Origin of the sequence: Paenibacillus sp. 11B (assembly GCF_030487755.1) — a bacterium.
Taxonomy (GTDB): Bacteria; Bacillota; Bacilli; order Paenibacillales; family Paenibacillaceae; genus Paenibacillus; species Paenibacillus vandeheii.
This window is the reverse complement of sequence record NZ_JAUKNS010000011.1, coordinates 60,958-82,610: the sequence shown is the minus strand read 5'-3', so window position 1 is coordinate 82,610 and position 21,653 is coordinate 60,958. Positions and strand designations below refer to the sequence as shown.

The window sequence follows — 21,653 nt, the reverse complement described above, 5'->3', positions numbered from 1 at the left end:
GGGAGTCCGTTGTCATGTTACTAATACAACCCAATCCATATGGGGATGAAAGTTTACGTGGGTATATTCATCGATGTGCGCAGCTCAATGGCTACATGGAAACGGTGTGGCTATACAAATCGATGTATTGGATGATACATAACAAGACCATTAATCTTCATTTCCCAACAGAAACAGTTGATTGGAATTTGCCAGGTCAAATGTTAGGACAAGAGGAGCGTGTCCTGCGTAACATGATCTTAGGATATCGGATGTCCCCTAACTACGCACGCCTAGAAGATAAGGTTAAGGTACAATTAAAGCAGTTTGGTTCAAGCGCGCATCGGCCTAAAATTTGCCCAATATGTATAAGTGAAGAACCCTATCATCGCATAGAGTGGGAAATGTCTTTAGTGGTATCTTGCCCTAAGCATGGATGCCTCTTAATTGATGAGTGCCAGGCTTGTGGTAAAGCATTAAATGTTTTGAAAATAGATTTATATACGTGTCAATGTGGCTTTCAATACGAAAAATCCAAACTACTCTGTAAAGATGGAGCCCTGTCCTCTTACTTAGTACGGCGGTTGTTAAATCCGATTGAAAATAACCCGCAATCTAACTTTTTCTTGGATAAATTGTCTTTTGAACAGATGTACTACTTATTGCTTTTTAGTGTGAGGTGGGTGAAGTCAGAAGGGAAGATGCATAGTGATACTTCTCAACGTATTTATGCTGGTAATCAGTATGAGAACGGTGAAAAAGCTTTTGAGTCTTTCCAAAACTGGCCAAATAACTTTTATTCCCTTATTGATGAAGTTCGGATGCGAAAACAAAAGAATTACGCTAAAAATTCTATTAAAGAGAAGTTCATTGATCCTATAACAGATATACATGGATATGAAGTTTTTGAGCAAGCTATTCACTATTATACTGAACGTTATTTAAAAGTTGGATTCTCAGCTCGATTTACAGCTCGTAAACGAGTTGTTCGAAAGCACGTCGATATAGGGGAGGCGAATCGGATAGAGGTGGCTGAGATATTAAATGTCTATCCGAATCAGATCCCAGTGATGGTAGCTAAAGGTATTCTCCAAAATGATACCCAAGCTTTAGTGAGAAAATCCGATAGTTGCAAGTATATATTTGAGAAACATGAGGCTTATAAGTTGCTCAACAATCTACGAAGTAAAAGTATTGTTTCTGAACGAACAGGTTTGTTAACCTTTAGAGAAGCACTCTATAAAGCCTATCAGTTTAAGTGTGATCTACCTAGCTTCCTACTTTTGATCCTGCAGGATAAAATACAACCCTATGAAAGACGTGACTCTTCTACATTAAAAGGTCTGGATATTCTATTTTTTGACTATGAGAATGTACAGAAACAATTAAATGGGGCATATATACGCATAGAAGACATTGCATTGGATCTACAGATTAAGAAACAAGGTGTGTATCATTGGATTTACCGGGGATTACTCGGTGAAAGTGAGCTTGAAGAATCCAAAGTAAAACTTATTGCTATTCAAAAGTATAACAAGTTTAAGGAAGAATATATCCTAGCGATTCACATTGTGCGAGCTCCTGATAATCCGTTTAAAACAAGTGAAAAATTACTAAGAACATTAAAATCTATAGGGATTGTGCCAGTTAACGAGAACAAACATAGTGATGAGTTGTATGTTCTCCGGAGAACTGCAGAGTTAGATTACTTCCTCCAGAGTTTCAGGCTGAATGAGATGGAATAACATGATTGGATTAAAGTGCTTATCTAACTATTAGTCGGCCAAAAAACGAAAAAAGTAGGTAACCAGCGAGAATGTATGGTTACCTACGTCTGTATTATTTGAAAGAGGAGGGCTACAACCAAGAATTCCAAGAATCCTTTTTCTTTCGTTCCTCATCCTTTTTACGTTGCTCCTTTAGCCAATCGTTCATCTCGACATTAAAGACATCGCCATGATAAACATCATCATAATAATTGTGAGTGAGTAAGCTTTGGTTGTGCTCATTAAGATTACTATAAAAAACAGATGTCACTACAATGGGTGATGATATTTCTTTACTAGCTTTAGAACACATTTTAGAAGCTTTATTTACCGCTTCACCCATATAAACAACATCATTTATTGTTGATCCACTATATCCAGCTTTAACCATAAGGACCCTTCCATAGGAAGCACCGATCCCTGCTTTTATCGTGGAATACCCCTTTTTTTCTAATTTGTAATTTAAAACATCAATAAGACTTTTTAGTCTGGCAATAGTTGAAAATACCCCATCTATTTGGTGCTTATACTGAGATTCAAAAATGGCAGATACACAATCTCCAACAATATTAATTTCTTTACAGTTAATTTCCCCATTTATAATTGCAACAGCTTCACTTATGTAGCTTCTATATATTTTTGCTAACACCTTAGATTGATGTCTCTCAGGTAACTTGGAAGAATCTCTTAGATCGATAAACAAAGAACTACAATTAACGTAGTATCCATTAGTGTAAGTAAGTTCATCACGCGAGGGAATCGTATCTTTCTCCTCAAAGGAACTTGTAGAATTTAGAATGTCATCAAGACGTTCACGGCTTTTTTCAAAGTTAAATGCTTTATAATTAGATTCCATAAAGTCACTCCTTGAATGATAAGTTATTGTATAATTAATTCTAACATACTTAAATGAAAATAATACTATATATTGTTAAGTGGGAGACTGGAGATCTATATATGGAAGATGAGCATGAAAAAAAAGCACTAATTGGTGGGATCTTAGAGCGTACTTCTTTTTGGATTGGGAACGTGGACGCCAAGGCATCCTTTCTGTTAAGTATTACAGGAGTTATTCTAGGTTTTGTTCTATCCAATGAATCTATAGAGAAAACAGTAGACTACCTGTACTATCACTTCGATTACAAGGAGACTCAATCTTTAATAGGACTTGTCCACATTTTAATTTTTTTTCTTGCTATTGTATGTATTACCTTGGCGCTCTGGGCTTTCCTCAACACACTTCGAGGAAAGGTGGATCAAAAGAAGATTAGACAACGGGGCCTGGAAAAAAAATCTCTGCTGTTTTGGGGAGGGATTGCGGATAGAAAATACAAAGAATATGTGGATGATTTAAATGAAGTGAAGGTGGAACAGCTAAGGAATGATATGAACACACAAATTTATGTAAACTCCTTTATTACCACTACGAAATTTAGAGTGTATAACCATGGAATAACATTATTGAAGTTCGGATTAGTCTTTCTGGTGATTTATAAGTTTATTTCCTTCATTCCGATCGTGAAACCATAATATATGCAATGACGACTTTAGAGCTCGTTGTCATGTTCCAAAGAGAGAGGACTTGCTATGTACAGCTTTTGTGGTGATATGTTAAATAAAACAGTACTAGCACTGATGCATAAATATACAAAAGTGGATTAGCAGATAGTCTCACTAATTGTGAAAATACAGCACAGGTTAGATACGTATTCTAAAATGTGTCTCATTGATTATGAAAATACACAGAAAGAAAAGGCCTTACAATAGGCCTTTTCTCTAAAACTGTCTCACTAATTATGACAGCACACACAGACAACAGCTGTGCGGCGTTGCCATAATTAGTGAGAATGTATATTTATGCTGTTTTATACAGGGGCTGAGCTGTTATTATTCTATAAGTGGCAATCTTCTTATCGAACAGGTGAAAATGATATAAATAAGCGAAGGGACTGCTAAAAGTAGTCCCTTCGCTTATTTTTTTTGTTGTAGTGACATGGGAATCAGCGAAGGGACCAGACAACGGTGCATATTACTCGGTTGGTACAGTAGTTAGTGCCGGATAGTGGTGGGAGGCAAATGGTTGCAATTTCCCTCTGTGCGTTGTCATAATTAGTGGGAAATGTATGTTTATGCATTGTTATGCGATTAATATAATACCTCGAATATTCATACAACTCTCTAATTGTTATCTAATTTGCGTTCAATGCTATCCAATTTACTATTAATTTTCTTTATTTTATTGTTCATATTAATAAAAAAGTAGACTATAAAAACAACACCCAACACAAAAATTAATTGAATTATTGTTGCGGACCATAAAAAACTCATTCATACACCTCCCGAATTTCTGTTTATAATATTTAATTCCAGATATTCTGTCAAGGTCATATATAAATGCTTTCTTTTTGATATTAAACAAATTAGCATCATTTATACCTTAGTATATAAATTAAACCTATATTGTATATGTTAATATTCTAATATGTATCTTTTAACATTATTTACATATTAAAATTAATATGAAATACTAAATATTAATCTTACATAATTCAGGAGGTAAAAATGAAAAAAATTAAATTTATCATCTCAATGGTAATAATTCTTACGCTTTCGATGCCAGTAGTTAGTTCAGCTAACACTAAAGAAATCTTAGATCCAAATGAAATTCGAGAATTACAAAGTCAGATTTTGGATCTCATTGTCAATGAAAATGAAGAGGCAGTTAATGATTTGCCACTTTATCAAAAATATCAGGACATATTCAATAGTAATCCTGATGTAGAGAAGGAATATATTAATAATCTTGACGTGAAAAAATGGGATACTTCTAAAATTGTAGATAAGTTTAATGTTGATGGCTCAAAAATGGTAACTCTTTTTGAAGATGGAAGTTTTTCTGTACTTGAAAATAACCTTACTTCTGAAGACGGGAGAGTAATAGAAGCTACACCAACAATGTCAGCTCGAGGTGTAGTCCAAGATACTGGAGAACAAACCTATACTGGTTCAATTGGACAAACCTTCAAAAATGATGCTAGACATGATCTGTGGGGCCCATATAAAATTGGGGAGTTGCACCTGGTAACAAACTATTCAATTAATAGTGGCTCTGCTAAAATAAGCAGCACAACTATTACAGGTACTAAAGCGATTTTTCCTGCAGCTGTTAGTGGTAGTAGTTCTATAGTAACAAATAACGCAAGAATTGTTGAATCGCTTGGAGAGTATAACTTTGCTGGAACCTGTCCTGGTGGATGGGGCACATGTTCAGGTCGATATTATGATATAAGTACGAAGATTAATATTAAATACGCTGGAAATGGCGAAATTACTTTTACAGTTAGAAGTATCGTTAGTAATTAATATTGTGATGTTGCTTACGCGTTCTTGATCCAAAGCTTTTTTGACTCAATCCGGATTGCGGTTTGACAACAGGTGGCCGAGGAGAAACTATAGCTTCACTCTGAAATGTGGTTGATGCAATAGAAAGGCTCGGAAGAATATTAAAAACTTGTCTGTTTTCAACAGATAGTTATATATACCCCAACATTATCTGAATAGGATATTGTTGGGGCTTTTTTCATTCAAGTTTTGTCAGCGTCCGCATTCGACCACATGCCGGAAACTTTACAATCTCATCGATACACCAGTGCCGAGGAGCAAAAAACTGTTTTAGGGAAGCTTGCTATTTTAACAGCTTTATTTGTGTTTTATCGGTATAAGTTCTTGTCCTCCTCCAGAGTTGAGGAGATTAAGGTAACATGAAAAGTCGTTTGAGCAGTTCCTGAGATATATGTATAAAGATTAATTTTTAAGTTCATACTTCTCATATTTTAATATTAGGAGGCGTGAATAAGAATAACGAAAAATATAAAAAAAACAAGTCGCCTATTTTAGATTTTGTTCAAGATGATAATAAAGCCTTTTTCTTTACTTCAGCTTTATCTGGTTCAGAAAGAACAAATTTATGAAGAAGTATTGTCAAGATAATACTAGTACATATTATATGAAACCATCTATGATAGATTTAAAATTTCCTAGCGATATGCTACGAAATATGCTTCAGGAATTTAATGTTCCTGTGTTCTTCGGAACAACTCAGATGGGATTAGGTTACCGTTTAGAGGAAATACTTCATAATATGAATATTAAACTCCTGATAATTGATGGTTCGCAGAAGATTGAATCTACTAAGTTAAATTTAGCAGTATTTGAATATTTAAAAGAATTAAATAAAAGAGTGGGAGTGAAATTTATTTATGCATGTGATGAAATCCAGAGTTTCCATCACATATTGCTAGAAAAAGTTACATTAAATAAGTGATATAAGTTAGTATTAACAGCCAGATTGTTGGAGTAGTTCTAATACCATACATGTTGGATCAAGGATTATGTTTCAGTAGAAGACTCTAATATAGAAGGCAAAACGAATAGCGATTTAATTTAACTGAATATAGTATTATAACCGAGACTGTAATCTAATATTAGATAGTGGTCTTTTTGCTGTGTAAAATTAAGAAGAATATCTCGCTAAAATCCGCATCCATTATCATGCATAAAGATACAAAGTGAGTTTTTCGTTTTTTCTCACTAATTGTGAAAATCACTGAGAAGATTAAATGTTATAATAAATTTTTTTCTCATTAATTATGAAAATGTGTGTCAATACATAAGCTTTTTTGCTGAGCACAACAGCAGACAAGACAATGCAGTAACAGTGGTAGAACGACAGACAGTAACGTCAATGATCAGTAATGGACGTAAGACAGTAAGTATAAAGGCAAGCAAACCCCGGGACATTCGTTCCCGGGGTTTTTACTGTATAATGTCAATTCAGGACTTTAGATTCAATCGCGGAAATATCTGTTTACAAATATTAGAAGAACATTTAAAATAAATGTAAGCGTTTTAAAAGTTAAAGCGCTTAAACTTTAAGACGGAGGTGATTATGGTTTAGCGAGTATCAAATCATTGTTTAAACCATCCAGATGCTGCACTGAATTTTTGGCTTAAAGGTTATGTCATGGATCAAGACCCATATAAACCTAAAAGGAGTGTAAGTTTATGAGAAAAAATAGGGGATTTTCGTTTAGCAGCAAGGCTGTTATGATGTGTTGTCTCGCTTTTCTTCTAATTCCGGCGAGTTTTGCTTTCGCTGCTCCAAACAAGCCGTTCCCGCAGCACACGACATATACCAGCGGTTCGATCAAGCCGAACCATGTTACGCAAAGTGCAATGGACAGCGCCGTGAAAGCGAAATGGGACAGCTGGAAATCAGCGTATCTGAAGACGGCGGGCACAGGAAAGTATTATGTGAAGTATCAGTCCAACGGGGATACCGTATCTGAGGCACATGGGTACGGAATGCTGGCAACGGTTCTATTGGCGGGTTATGACAGCAATGCGCAGACCTATTTTGACGGACTATATCAATATTATAAGGCTCATCCAAGCGCCAACAATTCGAAACTGATGGCTTGGAAACAAAACAGCAGCTTCCAGAACATTGAAGGTGCCGATTCGGCCACGGATGGAGACATGGACATTGCTTATTCGCTCTTGCTTGCGGACAAGCAGTGGGGTAGCAGCGGAAGTATCAACTACCTTCAGGCGGGCAAGGACATCATCAATGCTATTATGCAAAGTGACGTGAATCAGTCGCAATGGACGCTGCGTCTTGGCGACTGGGCAACGGATAACACGTTCAAAAATGCTACCCGTCCATCGGACTTTATGCTGAATCACTTGAAGGCGTTCCAGGCAGCAACAGGTGATGCCAAATGGACAAACGTGATCAACAAAACCTATACCATCATCAACTCCTTATACAACGGGTACAGCTCATCAACCGGATTGCTTCCAGACTTCGTCGTTCTGTCGGGCTCGACGTACAAGCCGGCTTCAGCCGATTTTCTGGAAGGGGCGAACGACGGCAACTACGATTACAATTCATGTCGTACACCTTGGCGGATCGCAACGGATTACCTGATGACTGGTGACAGTCGGGCGCTCAATCAGCTCAACCAAATGAATAGCTGGATCTCGACCAAAGTAAGCGGCAACCCTAGCAGTGTGAAAGATGGTTATAAACTTAACGGCACGGTCACAGGTTCCGGCGGTAGCGGCGCGTTCTATGCACCGTTTGGTGTCAGCGCTATGACCTCGTCCACGAACCAAAGCTGGCTGAATTCCGTCTGGACCAAAACGGCCGGCAGCTCCAATGAGGGCTACTATGAAGACAGCATCAAGCTCTTCTCCATGATCGTGATGTCCGGCAACTGGTGGACATACTAAGCAACTTGAAGTTGGGTGATTGCTCGAATGCCAGCAGGCAGGGAGATTAGCTCCCTGCCTGCTTTTTTATGGATGAGCTAGGAGAATGCATTTGATGAATGATTTGAGCAAAGCGATATAGATGGGCAAGTGTCTATAAAACGTAAAACCGCCATATCTCAGAAAATCATGGGATATGGCGGTTTCGTATAAGGTTATAGAATCTATCAATATCAGCGAAGCTGAACCATTTTATAACCATCCTATAATCGCTAAAAAAATAATATTTAAATATGGTCTGTCTTCTGTAAATATACATCGTTAGGCGTTTTTATTATGTCATCACGAAGAGTGGATCATAGCCGAATTATTATGCATTAGCTGTAGATTCAGTAAAGAACTGCGGTAAATATTCCTTGTTGGCTTCGAGCATTTCATCCAGCATCTGAATCGCCACTTCGACCGAAGGAACCAAAGGATGATGGGCTAATGCCTGGATGGCCAATCCGCGATCACCGGTCACGGCAGCATCAATGGCGAGGCGCTCATAGGTTTTAACCGCATGGATCAGTCCGACGGCCATTGGAGGAACCTTGGTCAGCTGCAGAGGCAGCGGGCCGGTTTTGGTAACCACACAGTTGACTTCAATGCTGGCATCGTCTGGCAGGAAGTCGATGATGCCTTGATTGGCAACGTTCAGCGTCTGAATGTCATTCGTTCCGTTATAGAGCGAGCGCATCAGGTTCACGGCTGCTTCGGAATAAAAGGCGCCGCCGCGCTGCTCCAGCTGCTTTGGTTTATCCTTCAGCTCCGGATCATTATATAGCTCGAACAGTTCTTCTTCGACGCGTTTAACTACTTCCGCACGGTTGCCGCCTGTTTGTAAGGATTCCAGCTGCTCTTCGAGCATGGCATCGGTCATATAGAAATATTTCAGATAGTAGGAAGGCAGGGCATGCAGGGATTGCAGAAATTCCGGATTCCATTCCCGTGCAGGTACGTTCTTCGCGCTGTAACTGGCCGTATCGGCCAGCATCTCATCCAGTTTGTCTTCTCCGTTCACATCGATACGCGTAATCCAGTGCAGATGGTTCAGGCCGACAAACTCGGCATAGATGCGGTCCGCTTCTACGCCGTATTTGGCCGATGTCTGCTTGATCAGGCCGATCGGCGCATTACAGAGACCGATGCTTTTAACGTTGGAATACTTCAGAATCGCTTCCGTGACCATACCCGCCGGATTCGTAAAGTTCAGCAGCCAGGCATTAGGAGCGAGTTCTTCAATATCACGGCAGATATCAAGCAGGACCGGAATCGTCCGTAGCGCCTTCATCATGCCTCCGGGACCAGTGGTTTCCTGGCCAATCACGCCGTATTTCAGGGGGATGGATTCATCGCGGCCACGGGCATCAAGCATGCCGACACGCATTTGCGTGCTGACGAAGTCCGCGCCCTGGATGGCTTCACGGCGGTCGAGCGTCAAATGAACTTCAATCGGCAGACCGGATTTCTCCACCATGCGTTTGGCTAAGTTGCCGACAATGTTCAATTTGTGCTGTCCCGGCTCAATATCCACCAGCCACAGCTCGCGTACCGGAAGCTCGGCATGGTGAAGGATGAACCCCTCAACGAGCTCCGGAGTATAGGAAGATCCACCGCCGATTACCGCTATTTTTAGTCCTTGTTCGTTTGACATTTTGCACACTCCAGTCTTTTTAGAATTTTTTATGATGACAGTCCCTATGGACGTTTATCTTGTTGTTTGCTTAATATGTTTGAATTCGCGGAAGGTCCGCATTGTGTCATATACATCATGGCTTACCGTATGTCCGTCCGCATCCATAGCAGACCATAAAGCACCGACGACAGGTTCTGTGGCCAAGGTTACGATGGTCGCATTTGGAGCAACGTTTGCGACAGCCTGTTCAACCTTGCTGCGAATCCACCCGCGATCTCCCCTTGTTAGCAGACTCCCTGCCAGTACCACGTCAAAGGTGTCCTTTTCCATTCCGAGCTTGTGGATGACAGCAGTCGCTGATTTACCAAGCTCGGCGCCCTGACGGTTCAGAATTTCCAGAGCTACAGCATCGTTCTGTGCGGCAGCTTCAAACAGCAGCTTCGCAGCATGGACAGGCACATGCTTGCCGTGATCCTGGAAATCATTGAACATATCGCTGACACTATCATGTCCAAGGAAGTTCAGCAGGAGGGGAGTCAGGAGTGTTGTCTGTTCACGGCCGTCCCAAGAACGGATGACAGAGCGGAACACCTCAATATTGAGGGAACCCCCGCCGCCGAAATCGCCGTACATATAATCAAAACCGCCGATCTGTACATGTTCTCCTGCCGGATTGCGGCCTGCGGAGTTGGTGCCTGTACCGCAAATCAGTGCTACCCCGTAAGGGCGGTTCGTGCCTGCGCGCAGGCCGATCATCGTGTCACAGTCAATCGAGTAATTCCGGGTGAATCCGATTCCCTGAACCAGAGGGTGCAGAATTCGGTAATCTATCTCCCGATCTGCGCCTGCAAGCCCGAAAAAGGTGTGCGAGATTTCATGAATCTGCAACCCTGCCTCGTTCAGGGCTCCTTCTGCAGCTTCCCGTATGCTTTGCGAGGCCAAGGCGTGGTCAATCTGGTGATTGCCGTTGCCGCCAACGCCTTTGCCAAGCACATTGCCGCAATCATCAGTCAGCAGGGCGTATGTTTTTGTTCCTCCCCCATCGATTCCCAAGTAGTAAGTCAATGGTCGTCACTCCTATATATAAGGTTATATTTTTTATCCGGTCGTATCTTCTGTTGGCGATCCAGTAGATTCTCTCACGATGAGTTCAGGGTCGATTCGCACATTAGCCCCGCGCTTCATCGTACCGTCCATACGTTTCAGCAGCATATCCGCAGCAGCAATCCCAATGCGGTCGGCAGGCTGCCGGACCGTTGTCAGATGGGGGTGCAGCTTGGATGAAATATACTGATCGTCATAGCCGACAATTGCTACCTGTTCAGGCACCTTGATGCCTTCTTCCATTAGGGCATTCACAACCCCGAGCGCGATATGGTCATCGCCCGCGAACACCGCGGAAGGAAGGCGCCCCTCACGCAGCCATTTGCGGCAGATGTCATAACCAAAATCGATTTCGAAATCGCCTGTGATCATGTCAAACGGAGCCAGGTCTTGTTCCTTAAGTGCCTGCAGGAAACCGCTGCGGCGCTCTTTCGTACTGCGGAACATGTCATCTCCGCTTATGTGTGCGATGGAGGTATGGCCCAGATCAAGCAGATGCTTTGTAGCGGCATAGCCGCCTTTGTAGTTGTCGATCGTTACGGAAAAAGCATCATTCTCCGGCTTCTGATTGTCGATTAGGACATAAGGGATATTGCGCCGTTTCAATTCTACAATGTAGTTATCTTCTTCTATCGGTGAGAGCAGAATAAGACCGTCCACCCGGTCCTCTTGGATCAGGTAATGAGTTTCATCCGAGCCAATGCCGGTAGAGACCGAAACGGCAAGAAAATAGCCGTGAAGCGAAAGCACTTCGTTCAGCTCCTTAACGACGGCGTCAAAGAAGGAATCCTGAAGAGTGGTCATGATCAAACCGACGATTCCTGTTTTGCCGCGGGCTAAACTCCGCGCAGCAGCGTTGGGATGGTAATCAAGCTCCTTAATGGCGTCAAGGACCTTTTGTCTATTTTTCTCACGAACGGATTCGGCACCATTGAGTACCCGGGAAACCGTCACAACGGATAATCCTGATTTTTTTGCTACATCAAATATACTAACCTTCATTGTTTATTCTCCTTGCGGCAGATTTTCCGTACTTTATATTGATTTAACACTAGTATACATGTACGGAGGCTTAGCCGCGAAGCTAATTTAGTAGATGCACCGCCCCTTGCGGGACGGCACAATGTCTGGCGTTAACGGTTGATAATTTCCATAACCTTTTTCTGAATCGTCGGCATCACTTCTTCAACGGTGTTGTGTCCTGTATCGATCGGCTGCATCTCGTTGATGAACATGTCGTTGATCTGAGAATAGTGGGTGATCAGGTGGTTGTAGGATTCAAATCCGTATTTCACTGCGCCTTCGTAAACCTTCTTCACATCTGCTGGATCGATGCCTTCAAAATGCTTGTAATAGGTCTCGGCTGCCTTCGTATTTACAGGAGGATTGCCGCCGCTCAGGTCAATGGATTTTTCCTGAACCTCGTCGCTGACCAGGTACTTGATCCATTCAAAAGCTTCCTTCGGATGTTTGGAGCCTTTCAGAATCAAGAGCGGATCGACAAACAGCACGCTGCGGACCTTGTCATTGCCGCCGGCAGGCACTGCTGCCACGCCAACCTTGAACGGAAAGTCATTCGAGCCGGCAAGGCTCCAGGAGCCGCTAACGGTCATACCCACCTTACCGGTTACGAATGCATCGCCGTTTTGCCCCGCCACACTTTTGCTCCATTCCGTTGTCGGAGACACTTTATCTTTTAAAATCAGGTTGAACAGCTTGTTATAGGCTGCGATGACTTCCGGCGAATTGAAATAAGTTTCGGATGGTACGCCGCCGTTGGTCCAGGTATCCTGGGAGTAAGGTTCGGCTCCAAAATAGAGCGGACGCATATCGCGCTCGGACCATGTGAAGTCAACGCCATATTGAGTGTTGGCAATATCGTTGGACACATGTGTCATTTGCTTCGCGTCTTCGACCATTTTGTCAAACGTCCAGCTCTTGTCCTCATAATCGCTTGGAGGATAAGGAACGTTGGCAGCGTCGAACATGTCTTTGTTATAGAGCATCAGAGTGACGTACATGTTGACCGGAATACCGTAGACATGGTCTTTAACAGTATAGATTTTCATAAGGTCATCCGGGATGCTGTAGTCGGACGCCTTAAATCCGTCTTCCTTAATCATGTCGTTCATGTCGAGCAGCATGTCTTTGTTGTAATACTCCGCAAAACCACCGTAACCATAGTGGCTTGTGACGTCAGGCGATTTGCCGCCGGCAATCAGCGTTTGGAGCTTACTGTCGAACTGCTCGTAAGGAGCTTTTTCGACTTTGACCTTAATGTTCGGATGTTTGGCTTCAAAATCGGGAATCAGCTTCTCAATAAAGGTGCGATCCTCGGAATCGATAGTGTAGTGCGTTATGGTTACTTGCTCGCCGGAGGAGCCGGATTTAGCGCTATCATCATCGTTACCAGGTACTACATCTCCCGCTGATTTACCGCCGCTGCAGCCGGACAGTGCCAATACGACGAGCATGCTGGTCGCAAGCAAAAGTGCAAAAGTCTTTTTGATCCTTATCTTTTTCATGAATGACAGTCCCCCATATATTCAAGTTTTTGCCGCCCCTGCGGCGGAGCCTTACTTGATGCCTGTAAGTACAATTCCTTCCACAAACCGCTTCTGGGCTATCGCAAACAGGGCCACGATTGGCAGCATGGCGAGCACGGAGGCAACCATGAGCAGGTGCCACGGCGGAATCCGGAAACGGGAAGAGGTAAAGGAAGACATACCGACCGGAAGCGTAAACTTATCCGATGAGCTTAAGTAGAGCACAGGTGTCAAAAGATCGTTCCAGCTGTAAATGAATGCAAAGATCGCAACAGTTGCAAGCGCCGGACCGGACAGAGGCAAAGCAATTTGTCTCCACATCCGAAACTCGCTGCAGCCATCAATGCGTCCGGCGTCAAACAGCTCATCCGGCAGCGTGGAGAAGAACTGTCGCAGCAAAAAGATGTTGTATGCCGAACCAAAAAATGCAGGGACAATCAGCGGCAGGAAGGTATCGATCCAGTTCAGCTTGGAAAAGAGAATGAACTGCGGGATCATAATCGCCGGATAGGGAAGCATCATGGTGCTGAGCATGAGCATGAACCACAAGTTGCTGCCCTTGCCCCGATATCTGGCGAAACCATAGCCTGCAAGCGCCGACGAAAACAGGGTGCCAACAACGGTCAAAATGCCAATAATGAGACTGTTCATATACATTTGACCGAAATTCAGCGTGTCGAAAATCTCTCTGTAGTTACTCCACTGCCAGGACTCCGGCAGAAAGGTTGGAGGAAACTTCAGCAGTTCCTTCTTCGATTTCAGCGAGGTCGAGACCATGAAAAACAAAGGGAGGAGCATGAGAAAAGTAGTGACCACCAGGGCAATGAAGCTGGCAATGCTAACCGCGTCGATTTTGCGACGGCGTTTACTCACAGAAGGTGTAGCCCCTGGGCCGGCAGTCGGAATTGTGCTCATTTGCGTCCGCCTCCTTCGTAGTGAACATAACGATTCGAGAGTTTAATAATGAGCGCCGTAAACGCCATGACAACGATCAGCAGCACCCACGCGAGTGCCGAGGAGTATCCTGCCCTGTATTCCTTGAAGGCACTGGTGTACAGGTTGTAAACGTAGAACCAGGTCGAGTAGTTTGGACCCCCTTGGGTCATTACATATGCCTGCGTGAACACCTGGAAGGAATCGATGACGCCCATAATCAGCTGGAACAAAAGTACCGGTGAAATCATGGGCAGCGTCACGTTCAGGAATATCCGGAAGCGTCCCGCACCGTCCAGCTTGGCGGCTTCCACGAGACTGGCAGGAACGCCCTGAAGTCCCGCAAGGAACAGAATCATGCCTGAGCCCACTGTCCAGAAGGACATAATCATCAGTGCATAAAGCGCATAATCGGGGCTCATGAGCCAGGATGGGCCACTAATGCCGAACCAGGACAGCACGTAATTGAACAGACCGATCGATGGGTTGAAAATCCAGTACCACAGCAGAGACATCGCGACGCCGGATACCATGCTCGGAAAATACATGGCGGTTCTGAAAAATCCGCGGAACGGTATTTTCGTATTGAGCAGGAGAGCAAAGCCGAGTGCCAGCAGCAGCTGGATCGGTACACTGATAAATGTATAGCGCACCGTTACGACAACAGATTTCCAAAACAGGTCATTGTGAAACATTTCGTTGTAATTCGCGAGTCCGACATATTTCGGCGGGTGGATAATATCATAGTCCGTGAAGCTGTAATAAAGGGATGACAGAATCGGATACAAGGCAAACACCATGAAACCGATAAGCCATGGAGAGATGAAGAGGTACATGTAAAATGTCTGCCGTCGGCTTTCGCGATGGGTCACATAAACACCAACCTTTCTATTGGACATAAAATTATAACGCTTTAACTTTAGGGAGATAGTTTCCTTAAATGAAAGGTTTCATATGATGTTATGTAATTGAAAGTTAAAGTGCTTTAACTTTTGTAGCCGGACTGATGACATTATCATAGTGGATGATTTCTCAATAATCAACCCTTTTTTTGGTTAGTTGAAAGCGCTACCTTTGTTGACGCTTCTGAAGTACTCACATAGCCCACTCTGCCGACTTTTAGAGAGCGGACTTTTTGCTGTGTTATAATAAAGATAATGATGCCAAAAAAGAAATATATTGTGAATGAAGGAGAATACATAATATGAAAAATTGGAAACGAATGCTCTTATCCCTTACAGTCTCGGTAGGTTTGCTCGCATCTGCAGTACCAGTTATGGCGGCTCCACAGAAGACTTCCGTCAAGGTCAATGATCAGGCAGTAGAATATGCGACAGAAGTGCCGATTATGGATAAGGGAACCACATTGGTTCCGCTGCGTACCACGCTTGACGCGATGAAGGTAAAGCTGACAACTGCAACGGATGACAAGATCACTGCCGTAGTGGATGGCAAAACAATCACGCTTAAAAGTAAACTTACACGAATCAATGGCGTAACGTATGCTCCGATCCGTATCGTCGGGGATGCAGCTGGTTATGAAGTTCGCTGGGATGGGACAACGCGCACCGTTCTGTTGGTCTCCAAAGGTGGAGCGACGGAAGCTGTCCAAACCGGCGCCCGCGGTTTTATGTGGGAAGTCGAACATAATGGAAATACGGTGTATCTGGTAGGTTCCATGCATATTGCAGATGATAGCTTCTACCCGTTACGTAAAGAATTTGAAGAAGCTTTTGCCGAAGCCGACTATCTCGGTGTGGAGATTGATATCAGCAAAGCTGCCGATGAAGCGCAGCAGAAGCTGATTATGGATATGGGGATGTATCAGGACGGGACAACGCTGAAGGATCATGTGTCCAAGGAAACGTATGCTAAACTCGGTGCCATTTTGAAGCAAAGTGGCTTGCAAGTCAATGCTCTTGATGCATTTAAACCATGGGTGGCGGAATCGACTCTCAGCAGTCTGAAATCAGTGAAGGCCGGATACGAAGCATCTGCGGGTATCGATCTGTATTTCATACAGAAAGCCGTTGAACGAAAATTGCCCGTGCTGGAACTGGAATCCTATGAATCCCAGTTAGGCATGTTCGATCATTTCTCCAATGAACTGCAAGAGAAGAATCTGAACGCTGTGATCGATAATTTTGGTGTCCTTGATGATTCTGTCGACCAGATGGCTGAAATGTGGAAAACCGGGGATGACCAGGGATTGCTAGAATTCACCAATAGCATGGCTGTAGATCCAGAGTATAACAAAGCGATGCTTATTGACCGGAATATCGGGATGGCTGACAAAATCGATGGCTACCTGAAATCCGACAAGAAAGAGGAATATTTCATCGTAGTTGGCGCAGGCCACTTCCTGGGTAAGGATGGGGTTATCCAGCTGTTGAAGGATAAAGGGTATAACGTTGTGCGCAAATAAATGCGCTATTCAAAAGTCCCCCTTAGGACGACTTGAAAGCTAATCATTCAGCAACCTTTCAGTTGAATTTAACGTTCCTTTTGTCTGGATGGGATATAGTGGAACCAAGAAAGAGGAGGAGATCAACGATGAATATTTCTTCAGCAGCAAGTTCCACGACATCCTACATATCCACATCTTCATCCAGTTCGAACAGCACAAGCGAGTTGGAAAAACAAAAGACGAAGCTTGAGGCCGAATTGGAGAAGGTACAATCCAGCAAGGACGATGAGAAAACCAAGGAGACCAAAACGAAGCAGCTGCAGCAGCAAATCAAGCAAATCGAAGCTCAAATCTCGCAGCAAAGCGCCCAGAGCAGCGGTACAACCGGAACCAAAGAAGCGCCGCCAGCCAAACCTGCGAACAATGGCATGCAAGCCGCATCCCCGCAAGAAATTGCAAATGCCACGACGGACAGCAATGGCCGATTCGATATTCGGGTATAAAGTAATATAGTATCAATCTAAAAACCTTAGGTAAACATATTAAACGAGCCAATCGATAAAAATAGAGTTGATTGCCTTAACCAAAAGACCTGCCTGATCTCTGTAGATCAAGCAGGTCTTTTGGTTGTTCACATGTACATGCTTTATTCAATCGTTAAACTGTTTATCCGTTCAGAGATGGATCGTTTTTTATAGTACATCCCAATAGTCACCAGAACCATCATTTCAGATAGCGGAACGGCAAGCCATACACCAGTGACACCCAAGAATGAAGGGAGGATAACAATCAAGGCAACCATAATAATCATCTCGCGTGCAGCCGTAATCCAGATAGCCATTTTGGCATTCCCGACAGATTGGAAGTACGTGCTCATGACAAAGTTAATACCCATAAACAAGTATGCAAAAGTAAATATGCGCAAACCGTACACGGCGTTATCCGTCACGCTGTCACTGAAGTTCCCGAAGATTTGCACAAAATAAGGTGCGCCCAGTTGTACAACAAGCAACAGCAGAACCCCACATGCCAGAGCCGTTCTGGAGGCTAAGCGAATGGTCTGTTTTTCCCGATCCATCTGTTTGGCTCCATGATAATAACTGACCAAAGGTTGGGCAGCGGACGCCAGGCCGAGAAATGCCAGTAGTACAACGCCATGAATATAGTTCAGGACTGTAAAGGATGCCACGCCATCCGTGCCCGCAATCCGATCCAGTGAAATGTTGTGAGCGATGGAGAAGACGGACATGCCCAGTTCAGCCAGGAAGCTGGGGAAACCAATGAGCACAATGGAACCCAGCAGTTTGGTATTCCATCTGAAGCGGGTCAATTTAAGATTATTTGTTTTTTTGAAAAAATGAGTCAGCAGGACGAGAAGCGCCAGAGATGCCGATACGATTGTGCCAATCGCCACGCCACGGACACCCCATTCCAGTACGTATAACGTTACATAATTGAGTACAATATTGGCTACCGCAAACGTAATCTGAGCATACATGGATGTATTGGGATTTCCGTCGTTCCGAACAAAAATAGTGAGTGCATTCTCAATGGTGAAAACGAAACCGAACAACAAAATGATATTCATATAGTCCGCAGCAAACGGGAATGTTTCGGTATTGGCACCGAGGGCGAAGACCAGCTTATCTTTGAATGTATAGGCCGTATATCCGATGACCATCGTAATCAGCAAAATGATCGTTATGGATTTGGTGAAGATTTGCTTCGCTGTCGCAGGGTCTTTCTTCCCCATGTAAGTTGAATACAAGGTAGCTCCGCCCATTCCAATCCATAGCGACATAGCTACAAAAAGCGTATAGACAGGAGAAGCAATCCCGATTCCGGCCAGCGCTGTAGATCCAAGTTTGTGTCCAACCATAATGCCGTCGATAATAAAGTTGAAAGCGATAACCAGCATCCCTAATATGGAAGGCACGAGGTAGCTTACAAATGCCTTACCTACAGATTGCCTTTCTAATGGATGCGTCCAATTTGTGTTCATGGTGACCTCCGTTAATATACTGAATGTTCATTCTGTATTATATTATACTGAACGTTCGTTCTGTATAATAACATGCCATGATTTTGGTTGGCAACTTTTCCAAAAGATTATCGTTTATATGGTAGAGTTAATGGGGCATCTTTTATGACACGGGAGGGATCACTTTATGAAGCAAAACAAATATGATGAAGCCGAATTTTTCGGCAATTATAGTCAGATGGCTAGATCCACCCAAGGACTGGAGGCAGCTGGTGAGTGGCATGAGCTGCAAACGATGCTGCCTGAATTAAAGGGCAAGAACATATTGGATCTGGGATGCGGCTTTGGCTGGCACTGTCGATATGCACGTGAGCAGCAGGCACGTTCGGTGGTTGGCGTGGATTTGTCTGAAAATATGTTGCAGCGTGCACGGGAGATGACGGATGACCCTCATATCGAGTACCAACGCATGGCGATTGAGGATATTGATTTTGCACCCGGACAATTTGATGTGGTGATCAGTTCACTGGCTTTGCATTATATCGAGCGTCTGGATCAGGTCTATGCCAAAATTAATGCATGTCTCGTTCACGGAGGCACGTTTGTCTTGTCTGCGGAACATCCCATCTTCACTGCGCGGGCGGAGCAGGATTGGCATTATGGACCTGAGGGTGAGATACTGTACTGGCCTGTGGATCATTATCATGAGGAAGGGCAGCGGGTAGCGAACTTTCTGAATCAGGACGTGGTGAAATACCACCGGACGCTGGCGACGCATCTGAATGAATTGATTCAGGCGGGGTTTGTCATTCAACAGGTAGCCGAGTCCAAGCCATCCCCGGAGATGATGGAGCAGGTTCCCGGTATGCGAGACGAGAGTCGTCGACCGATGTTTCTCATGATTGCTGCGGTTAAGGTGTGAGCAGCTTGCGCATCAGATTGAATTTTATTTGGCTTTCTCATAGATAGACCAGCGCGTTCAGCACATGTGGACCTTGCTGGTTTATTTTATTTTGCAGGAGAGGGGGAAAGAAATAAGGCGTTGGGGAACCAAACCGGATTGGACGCAGTCTTATTAAGTGAGGTGAACATCAGTTGGACTATCAATATCTGGCACATGCTCAGACCATCGACAATTACACACTTAGCAGCATGATGGATGACTACGGGAACGACGTATGGAATTACGCGTACTTTCTGACCAAAAGTACCGAGCAGGCGGATGAATTGTCACAGGAAGTGTTTATCCGGGCATATTCCGGGATCGCCCATTTTCGAGGAGAATGCTCATTGAAGACATGGCTGCTGACCATTACTAGGAACACGACATTTACATACCGGAAATCCAGATTTTTTCGCAGCAGTTTATGGGGAGAAACCCTGCCAATCCACACGGAACAGGTTAATGCGAGCCAAGGCGAGATGAAGCCCGAAAAATTTGTTCACCCTTCTGCCGAAGCCGAGGCGATCAGCAGGGAGCACGTTCATGAAATCTGGGACATCGTCATGGCTCTGCCGGACAAATTCCGGGAATTGCTTTTGCTGCATCTGAAGTATGAGCTTACGACGGGGGAAATTGCGGAAATGCTGGGCATCAGCGCGGGAACGGTCAAATCGCGACTATCGAGGGCGAAGGCCAAAGTACGGAAACAGTGGGAGGAGCGAAGCGAATGAAACATATCGATGATGAATGGGAAAAAGTAGTTCGGCAGGAGCCGTTTGCGGCGTCTCCTTTTACCGAAGAGCATAAGCAGAACGTACTTCGTCAGGTAGCCTGGCTCAAATCGGGATCTGCACAGAAAATGAGTGATGCTGGGGATAAGTCTAACGAGCAAAAAAAACTGCCCAATCAACACAGACGTCGTTTTCGCTCCCGAAGAGCCGTTATGGCGTACACGACGATAGCAGCCGTGGCAGCGGTTGTCATTCTCTGGAACGGACAGATTGTGGACCCTGTGATTGAAACGGTATATCCCACAGCAGCGCTGCAATTTACGGATGACGCCGGCATGAGCCTGCTCACAGACAAGATGAAAAAAAATGTAGCCGTCACGATGCGAGACTATCTTGGCAAACAATTACTTATAACCAAAGTGAAGGACCTGCCTGTCTCTGGAAGAGTGTCTGTCGAGGCTGGAAAAGAGGGCGATGCAGAATATGCGTTGATCTGGCTTGATGCGGCAACAGGCAATCTACGTGAGGTACAGATGAGACGGGAGATGTCGGCTAATGAGCTGGAGCACCGTTATTTGCGTCAAATTCCGTCACTGCTTGAAGGAATAAAAAGTGACCCTACGCTAAAACCGATCTCAGCCAGACGTTATGTAAAAATGAAGCAGGGTCAGGAAAAACCGGTATGGTTCACAACAGTGTTTTTGGAGAATAGTAGGGGCAGGGGCAGTATCGAATGGACGAGGGATGAAGCAGTATCCGTTTCTGGTAGTGTGAGTTCAGATACTGTATCACAAGATTTAATAACAGAAGCCAGAATGTCGATTGAAGCCTTGTCTGGTGAGCCCGCACCGGATTTGAAAGATATAATTTTTAAACAAAATGGCAAGAAGCTTGAAGATACAACGGACCTGTATTTTGGAGATCGGTATTTAGTAAGTAGAATTGGTGGGAGATTTAGCAACGGCTATACTGTAATGGATTTCCAGTGGGGTATTCCAGACCTTGAAACTGGGGAAGAGTATAAGCTTTACTTTGAGAAGTTACGTAACATGAAGGAAAGTGTAATCAGGCAGAACGCAGCACCAGTAATCAAACAAATGTTCAATATCGATCTTGATAAATATAAACTTGAAAGAGATCCAAACACGCCTGGAATGGTCACATTTCGTTCAGCAGAGACAAAGATCTACAATACTTTTCAGGTTCGATATGAAGACGATGCACGGATTACAATGATTACAAGAATTGACCTCTAGGCCTGACCCATATGGTACAATCAATTTAATAGATGATTGGATCATAAGGAGCATAA

At 43.8% G+C, this 21,653-nt stretch carries 19 protein-coding genes; 11 read left to right on the top strand and 8 right to left on the bottom strand.

Annotation, left to right across the window (positions count from 1 at the left end):
* The first annotated feature begins 14 nt into the window (after window positions 1-14).
* Window positions 15-1,724, top strand: a complete 1,710-nt coding sequence (locus tag Q0V21_RS31690; protein WP_301882443.1) for a TniQ family protein — start codon at window positions 15-17, stop codon at window positions 1,722-1,724.
* Between the two features lie 112 nt (window positions 1,725-1,836).
* Here Q0V21_RS31690 and Q0V21_RS31685 read toward each other — a convergent pair whose 3' ends face one another.
* A complete protein-coding gene (locus tag Q0V21_RS31685) occupies window positions 1,837-2,601 on the bottom strand; it encodes an adenylate/guanylate cyclase domain-containing protein (RefSeq protein ID WP_301882442.1) in 765 nt (254 codons plus the stop codon).
* Window positions 2,602-2,702: 101 nt separating this feature from the next.
* Between Q0V21_RS31685 and Q0V21_RS31680 the strand changes: the two genes are divergently transcribed.
* From Q0V21_RS31680 to Q0V21_RS31660, 5 genes are all read left to right on the top strand, one after another.
* A complete protein-coding gene (locus Q0V21_RS31680; protein ID WP_301882441.1) occupies window positions 2,703-3,275 on the top strand; it encodes a Pycsar system effector family protein in 573 nt (190 codons plus the stop codon).
* Window positions 3,276-4,307: 1,032 nt separating this feature from the next.
* Window positions 4,308-5,108: a hypothetical protein gene (locus Q0V21_RS31675; RefSeq protein ID WP_301882439.1), complete on the top strand. Its 801-nt coding sequence runs from the start codon at window positions 4,308-4,310 to the stop codon at window positions 5,106-5,108.
* Between the two features lie 485 nt (window positions 5,109-5,593).
* A complete protein-coding gene (locus Q0V21_RS31670) occupies window positions 5,594-5,716 on the top strand; it encodes a hypothetical protein (protein ID WP_301882438.1) in 123 nt (40 codons plus the stop codon).
* Between the two features lie 47 nt (window positions 5,717-5,763).
* The gene (locus tag Q0V21_RS31665) at window positions 5,764-6,069 is read left to right on the top strand and encodes a hypothetical protein (RefSeq protein ID WP_301882437.1); all 306 of its coding nucleotides are present in this window, start codon (window positions 5,764-5,766) and stop codon (window positions 6,067-6,069) included.
* Window positions 6,070-6,809: 740 nt separating this feature from the next.
* On the top strand, window positions 6,810-8,039 hold the full coding sequence (locus Q0V21_RS31660) for a family 8 glycosyl hydrolase (protein ID WP_301882434.1): 1,230 nt from the start codon (window positions 6,810-6,812) through the stop codon (window positions 8,037-8,039).
* A 349-nt stretch (window positions 8,040-8,388) separates the two neighbouring features.
* Here Q0V21_RS31660 and Q0V21_RS31655 read toward each other — a convergent pair whose 3' ends face one another.
* From Q0V21_RS31655 to Q0V21_RS31630, 6 genes are all read right to left on the bottom strand, one after another.
* On the bottom strand, window positions 8,389-9,714 hold the full coding sequence (locus Q0V21_RS31655) for a 6-phospho-beta-glucosidase (protein WP_301882432.1): 1,326 nt from the start codon (window positions 9,712-9,714) through the stop codon (window positions 8,389-8,391).
* Between the two features lie 54 nt (window positions 9,715-9,768).
* On the bottom strand, window positions 9,769-10,761 hold the full coding sequence (locus Q0V21_RS31650; protein WP_301882431.1) for an N-acetylglucosamine kinase: 993 nt from the start codon (window positions 10,759-10,761) through the stop codon (window positions 9,769-9,771).
* Between the two features lie 33 nt (window positions 10,762-10,794).
* The gene (locus Q0V21_RS31645; protein ID WP_301882430.1) at window positions 10,795-11,802 is read right to left on the bottom strand and encodes a LacI family DNA-binding transcriptional regulator; all 1,008 of its coding nucleotides are present in this window, start codon (window positions 11,800-11,802) and stop codon (window positions 10,795-10,797) included.
* 131 nt (window positions 11,803-11,933) lie between these two features.
* A complete protein-coding gene (locus tag Q0V21_RS31640; protein ID WP_301882428.1) occupies window positions 11,934-13,325 on the bottom strand; it encodes an ABC transporter substrate-binding protein in 1,392 nt (463 codons plus the stop codon).
* A gap of 51 nt (window positions 13,326-13,376) precedes the next feature.
* The gene (locus Q0V21_RS31635) at window positions 13,377-14,261 is read right to left on the bottom strand and encodes a carbohydrate ABC transporter permease (protein ID WP_301882427.1); all 885 of its coding nucleotides are present in this window, start codon (window positions 14,259-14,261) and stop codon (window positions 13,377-13,379) included.
* Window positions 14,258-15,178 (bottom strand): carbohydrate ABC transporter permease, encoded by a 921-nt coding sequence (locus Q0V21_RS31630; RefSeq protein WP_483311971.1) that lies wholly within the window; start codon window positions 15,176-15,178, stop codon window positions 14,258-14,260. The genes Q0V21_RS31635 and Q0V21_RS31630 overlap by 4 nt, the downstream gene beginning before the upstream one ends.
* A gap of 305 nt (window positions 15,179-15,483) precedes the next feature.
* Between Q0V21_RS31630 and Q0V21_RS31625 the strand changes: the two genes are divergently transcribed.
* Together Q0V21_RS31625 and Q0V21_RS31620 are read left to right on the top strand one after the other, a co-directional pair.
* Entirely contained in the window at window positions 15,484-16,704 is a 1,221-nt protein-coding gene (locus tag Q0V21_RS31625) for a TraB/GumN family protein (protein ID WP_301882425.1), read from the top strand.
* A 128-nt stretch (window positions 16,705-16,832) separates the two neighbouring features.
* The gene (locus tag Q0V21_RS31620) at window positions 16,833-17,189 is read left to right on the top strand and encodes a FlxA-like family protein (RefSeq protein WP_285080269.1); all 357 of its coding nucleotides are present in this window, start codon (window positions 16,833-16,835) and stop codon (window positions 17,187-17,189) included.
* A 143-nt stretch (window positions 17,190-17,332) separates the two neighbouring features.
* Here Q0V21_RS31620 and Q0V21_RS31615 read toward each other — a convergent pair whose 3' ends face one another.
* The gene (locus tag Q0V21_RS31615) at window positions 17,333-18,688 is read right to left on the bottom strand and encodes an MATE family efflux transporter (RefSeq protein ID WP_079348846.1); all 1,356 of its coding nucleotides are present in this window, start codon (window positions 18,686-18,688) and stop codon (window positions 17,333-17,335) included.
* A gap of 166 nt (window positions 18,689-18,854) precedes the next feature.
* Here Q0V21_RS31615 and Q0V21_RS31610 point away from each other — a divergent pair, with 166 nt between their 5' ends.
* The 3 genes from Q0V21_RS31610 to Q0V21_RS31600 all read left to right on the top strand — a co-directional run bounded on the left by Q0V21_RS31610 (window position 18,855) and on the right by Q0V21_RS31600 (window position 21,597).
* Window positions 18,855-19,589 carry a class I SAM-dependent methyltransferase gene (locus Q0V21_RS31610; protein ID WP_301882423.1) on the top strand — a complete coding sequence of 245 codons (735 nt, stop codon included), beginning with the start codon at window positions 18,855-18,857 and terminating at the stop codon, window positions 19,587-19,589.
* Between the two features lie 173 nt (window positions 19,590-19,762).
* Window positions 19,763-20,341: an RNA polymerase sigma factor gene (locus Q0V21_RS31605; RefSeq protein ID WP_079348848.1), complete on the top strand. Its 579-nt coding sequence runs from the start codon at window positions 19,763-19,765 to the stop codon at window positions 20,339-20,341.
* Window positions 20,338-21,597: a hypothetical protein gene (locus Q0V21_RS31600; protein WP_301882422.1), complete on the top strand. Its 1,260-nt coding sequence runs from the start codon at window positions 20,338-20,340 to the stop codon at window positions 21,595-21,597. Before Q0V21_RS31605 ends, Q0V21_RS31600 begins: the two co-directional genes overlap by 4 nt.
* Window positions 21,598-21,653 lie beyond the last annotated feature (56 nt).

Coding starts and splice junctions, on each gene's coding strand:
- Q0V21_RS31630 (WP_483311971.1), bottom strand. CDS start 15,178: ATGTCCAATAGAAAGGTTGGTGTTTATGTGACCCATCGCGAAAGCCGA.
- Q0V21_RS31675 (WP_301882439.1), top strand. CDS start 4,308: ATGAAAAAAATTAAATTTATCATCTCAATGGTAATAATTCTTACGCTT.
- Q0V21_RS31660 (WP_301882434.1), top strand. CDS start 6,810: ATGAGAAAAAATAGGGGATTTTCGTTTAGCAGCAAGGCTGTTATGATG.
- Q0V21_RS31610 (WP_301882423.1), top strand. CDS start 18,855: ATGAAGCAAAACAAATATGATGAAGCCGAATTTTTCGGCAATTATAGT.
- Q0V21_RS31680 (WP_301882441.1), top strand. CDS start 2,703: ATGGAAGATGAGCATGAAAAAAAAGCACTAATTGGTGGGATCTTAGAG.
- Q0V21_RS31690 (WP_301882443.1), top strand. CDS start 15: ATGTTACTAATACAACCCAATCCATATGGGGATGAAAGTTTACGTGGG.
- Q0V21_RS31685 (WP_301882442.1), bottom strand. CDS start 2,601: ATGGAATCTAATTATAAAGCATTTAACTTTGAAAAAAGCCGTGAACGT.
- Q0V21_RS31635 (WP_301882427.1), bottom strand. CDS start 14,261: ATGAGCACAATTCCGACTGCCGGCCCAGGGGCTACACCTTCTGTGAGT.
- Q0V21_RS31615 (WP_079348846.1), bottom strand. CDS start 18,688: ATGAACACAAATTGGACGCATCCATTAGAAAGGCAATCTGTAGGTAAG.
- Q0V21_RS31655 (WP_301882432.1), bottom strand. CDS start 9,714: ATGTCAAACGAACAAGGACTAAAAATAGCGGTAATCGGCGGTGGATCT.
- Q0V21_RS31620 (WP_285080269.1), top strand. CDS start 16,833: ATGAATATTTCTTCAGCAGCAAGTTCCACGACATCCTACATATCCACA.
- Q0V21_RS31640 (WP_301882428.1), bottom strand. CDS start 13,325: ATGAAAAAGATAAGGATCAAAAAGACTTTTGCACTTTTGCTTGCGACC.
- Q0V21_RS31665 (WP_301882437.1), top strand. CDS start 5,764: ATGATAGATTTAAAATTTCCTAGCGATATGCTACGAAATATGCTTCAG.
- Q0V21_RS31600 (WP_301882422.1), top strand. CDS start 20,338: ATGAAACATATCGATGATGAATGGGAAAAAGTAGTTCGGCAGGAGCCG.
- Q0V21_RS31625 (WP_301882425.1), top strand. CDS start 15,484: ATGAAAAATTGGAAACGAATGCTCTTATCCCTTACAGTCTCGGTAGGT.
- Q0V21_RS31645 (WP_301882430.1), bottom strand. CDS start 11,802: ATGAAGGTTAGTATATTTGATGTAGCAAAAAAATCAGGATTATCCGTT.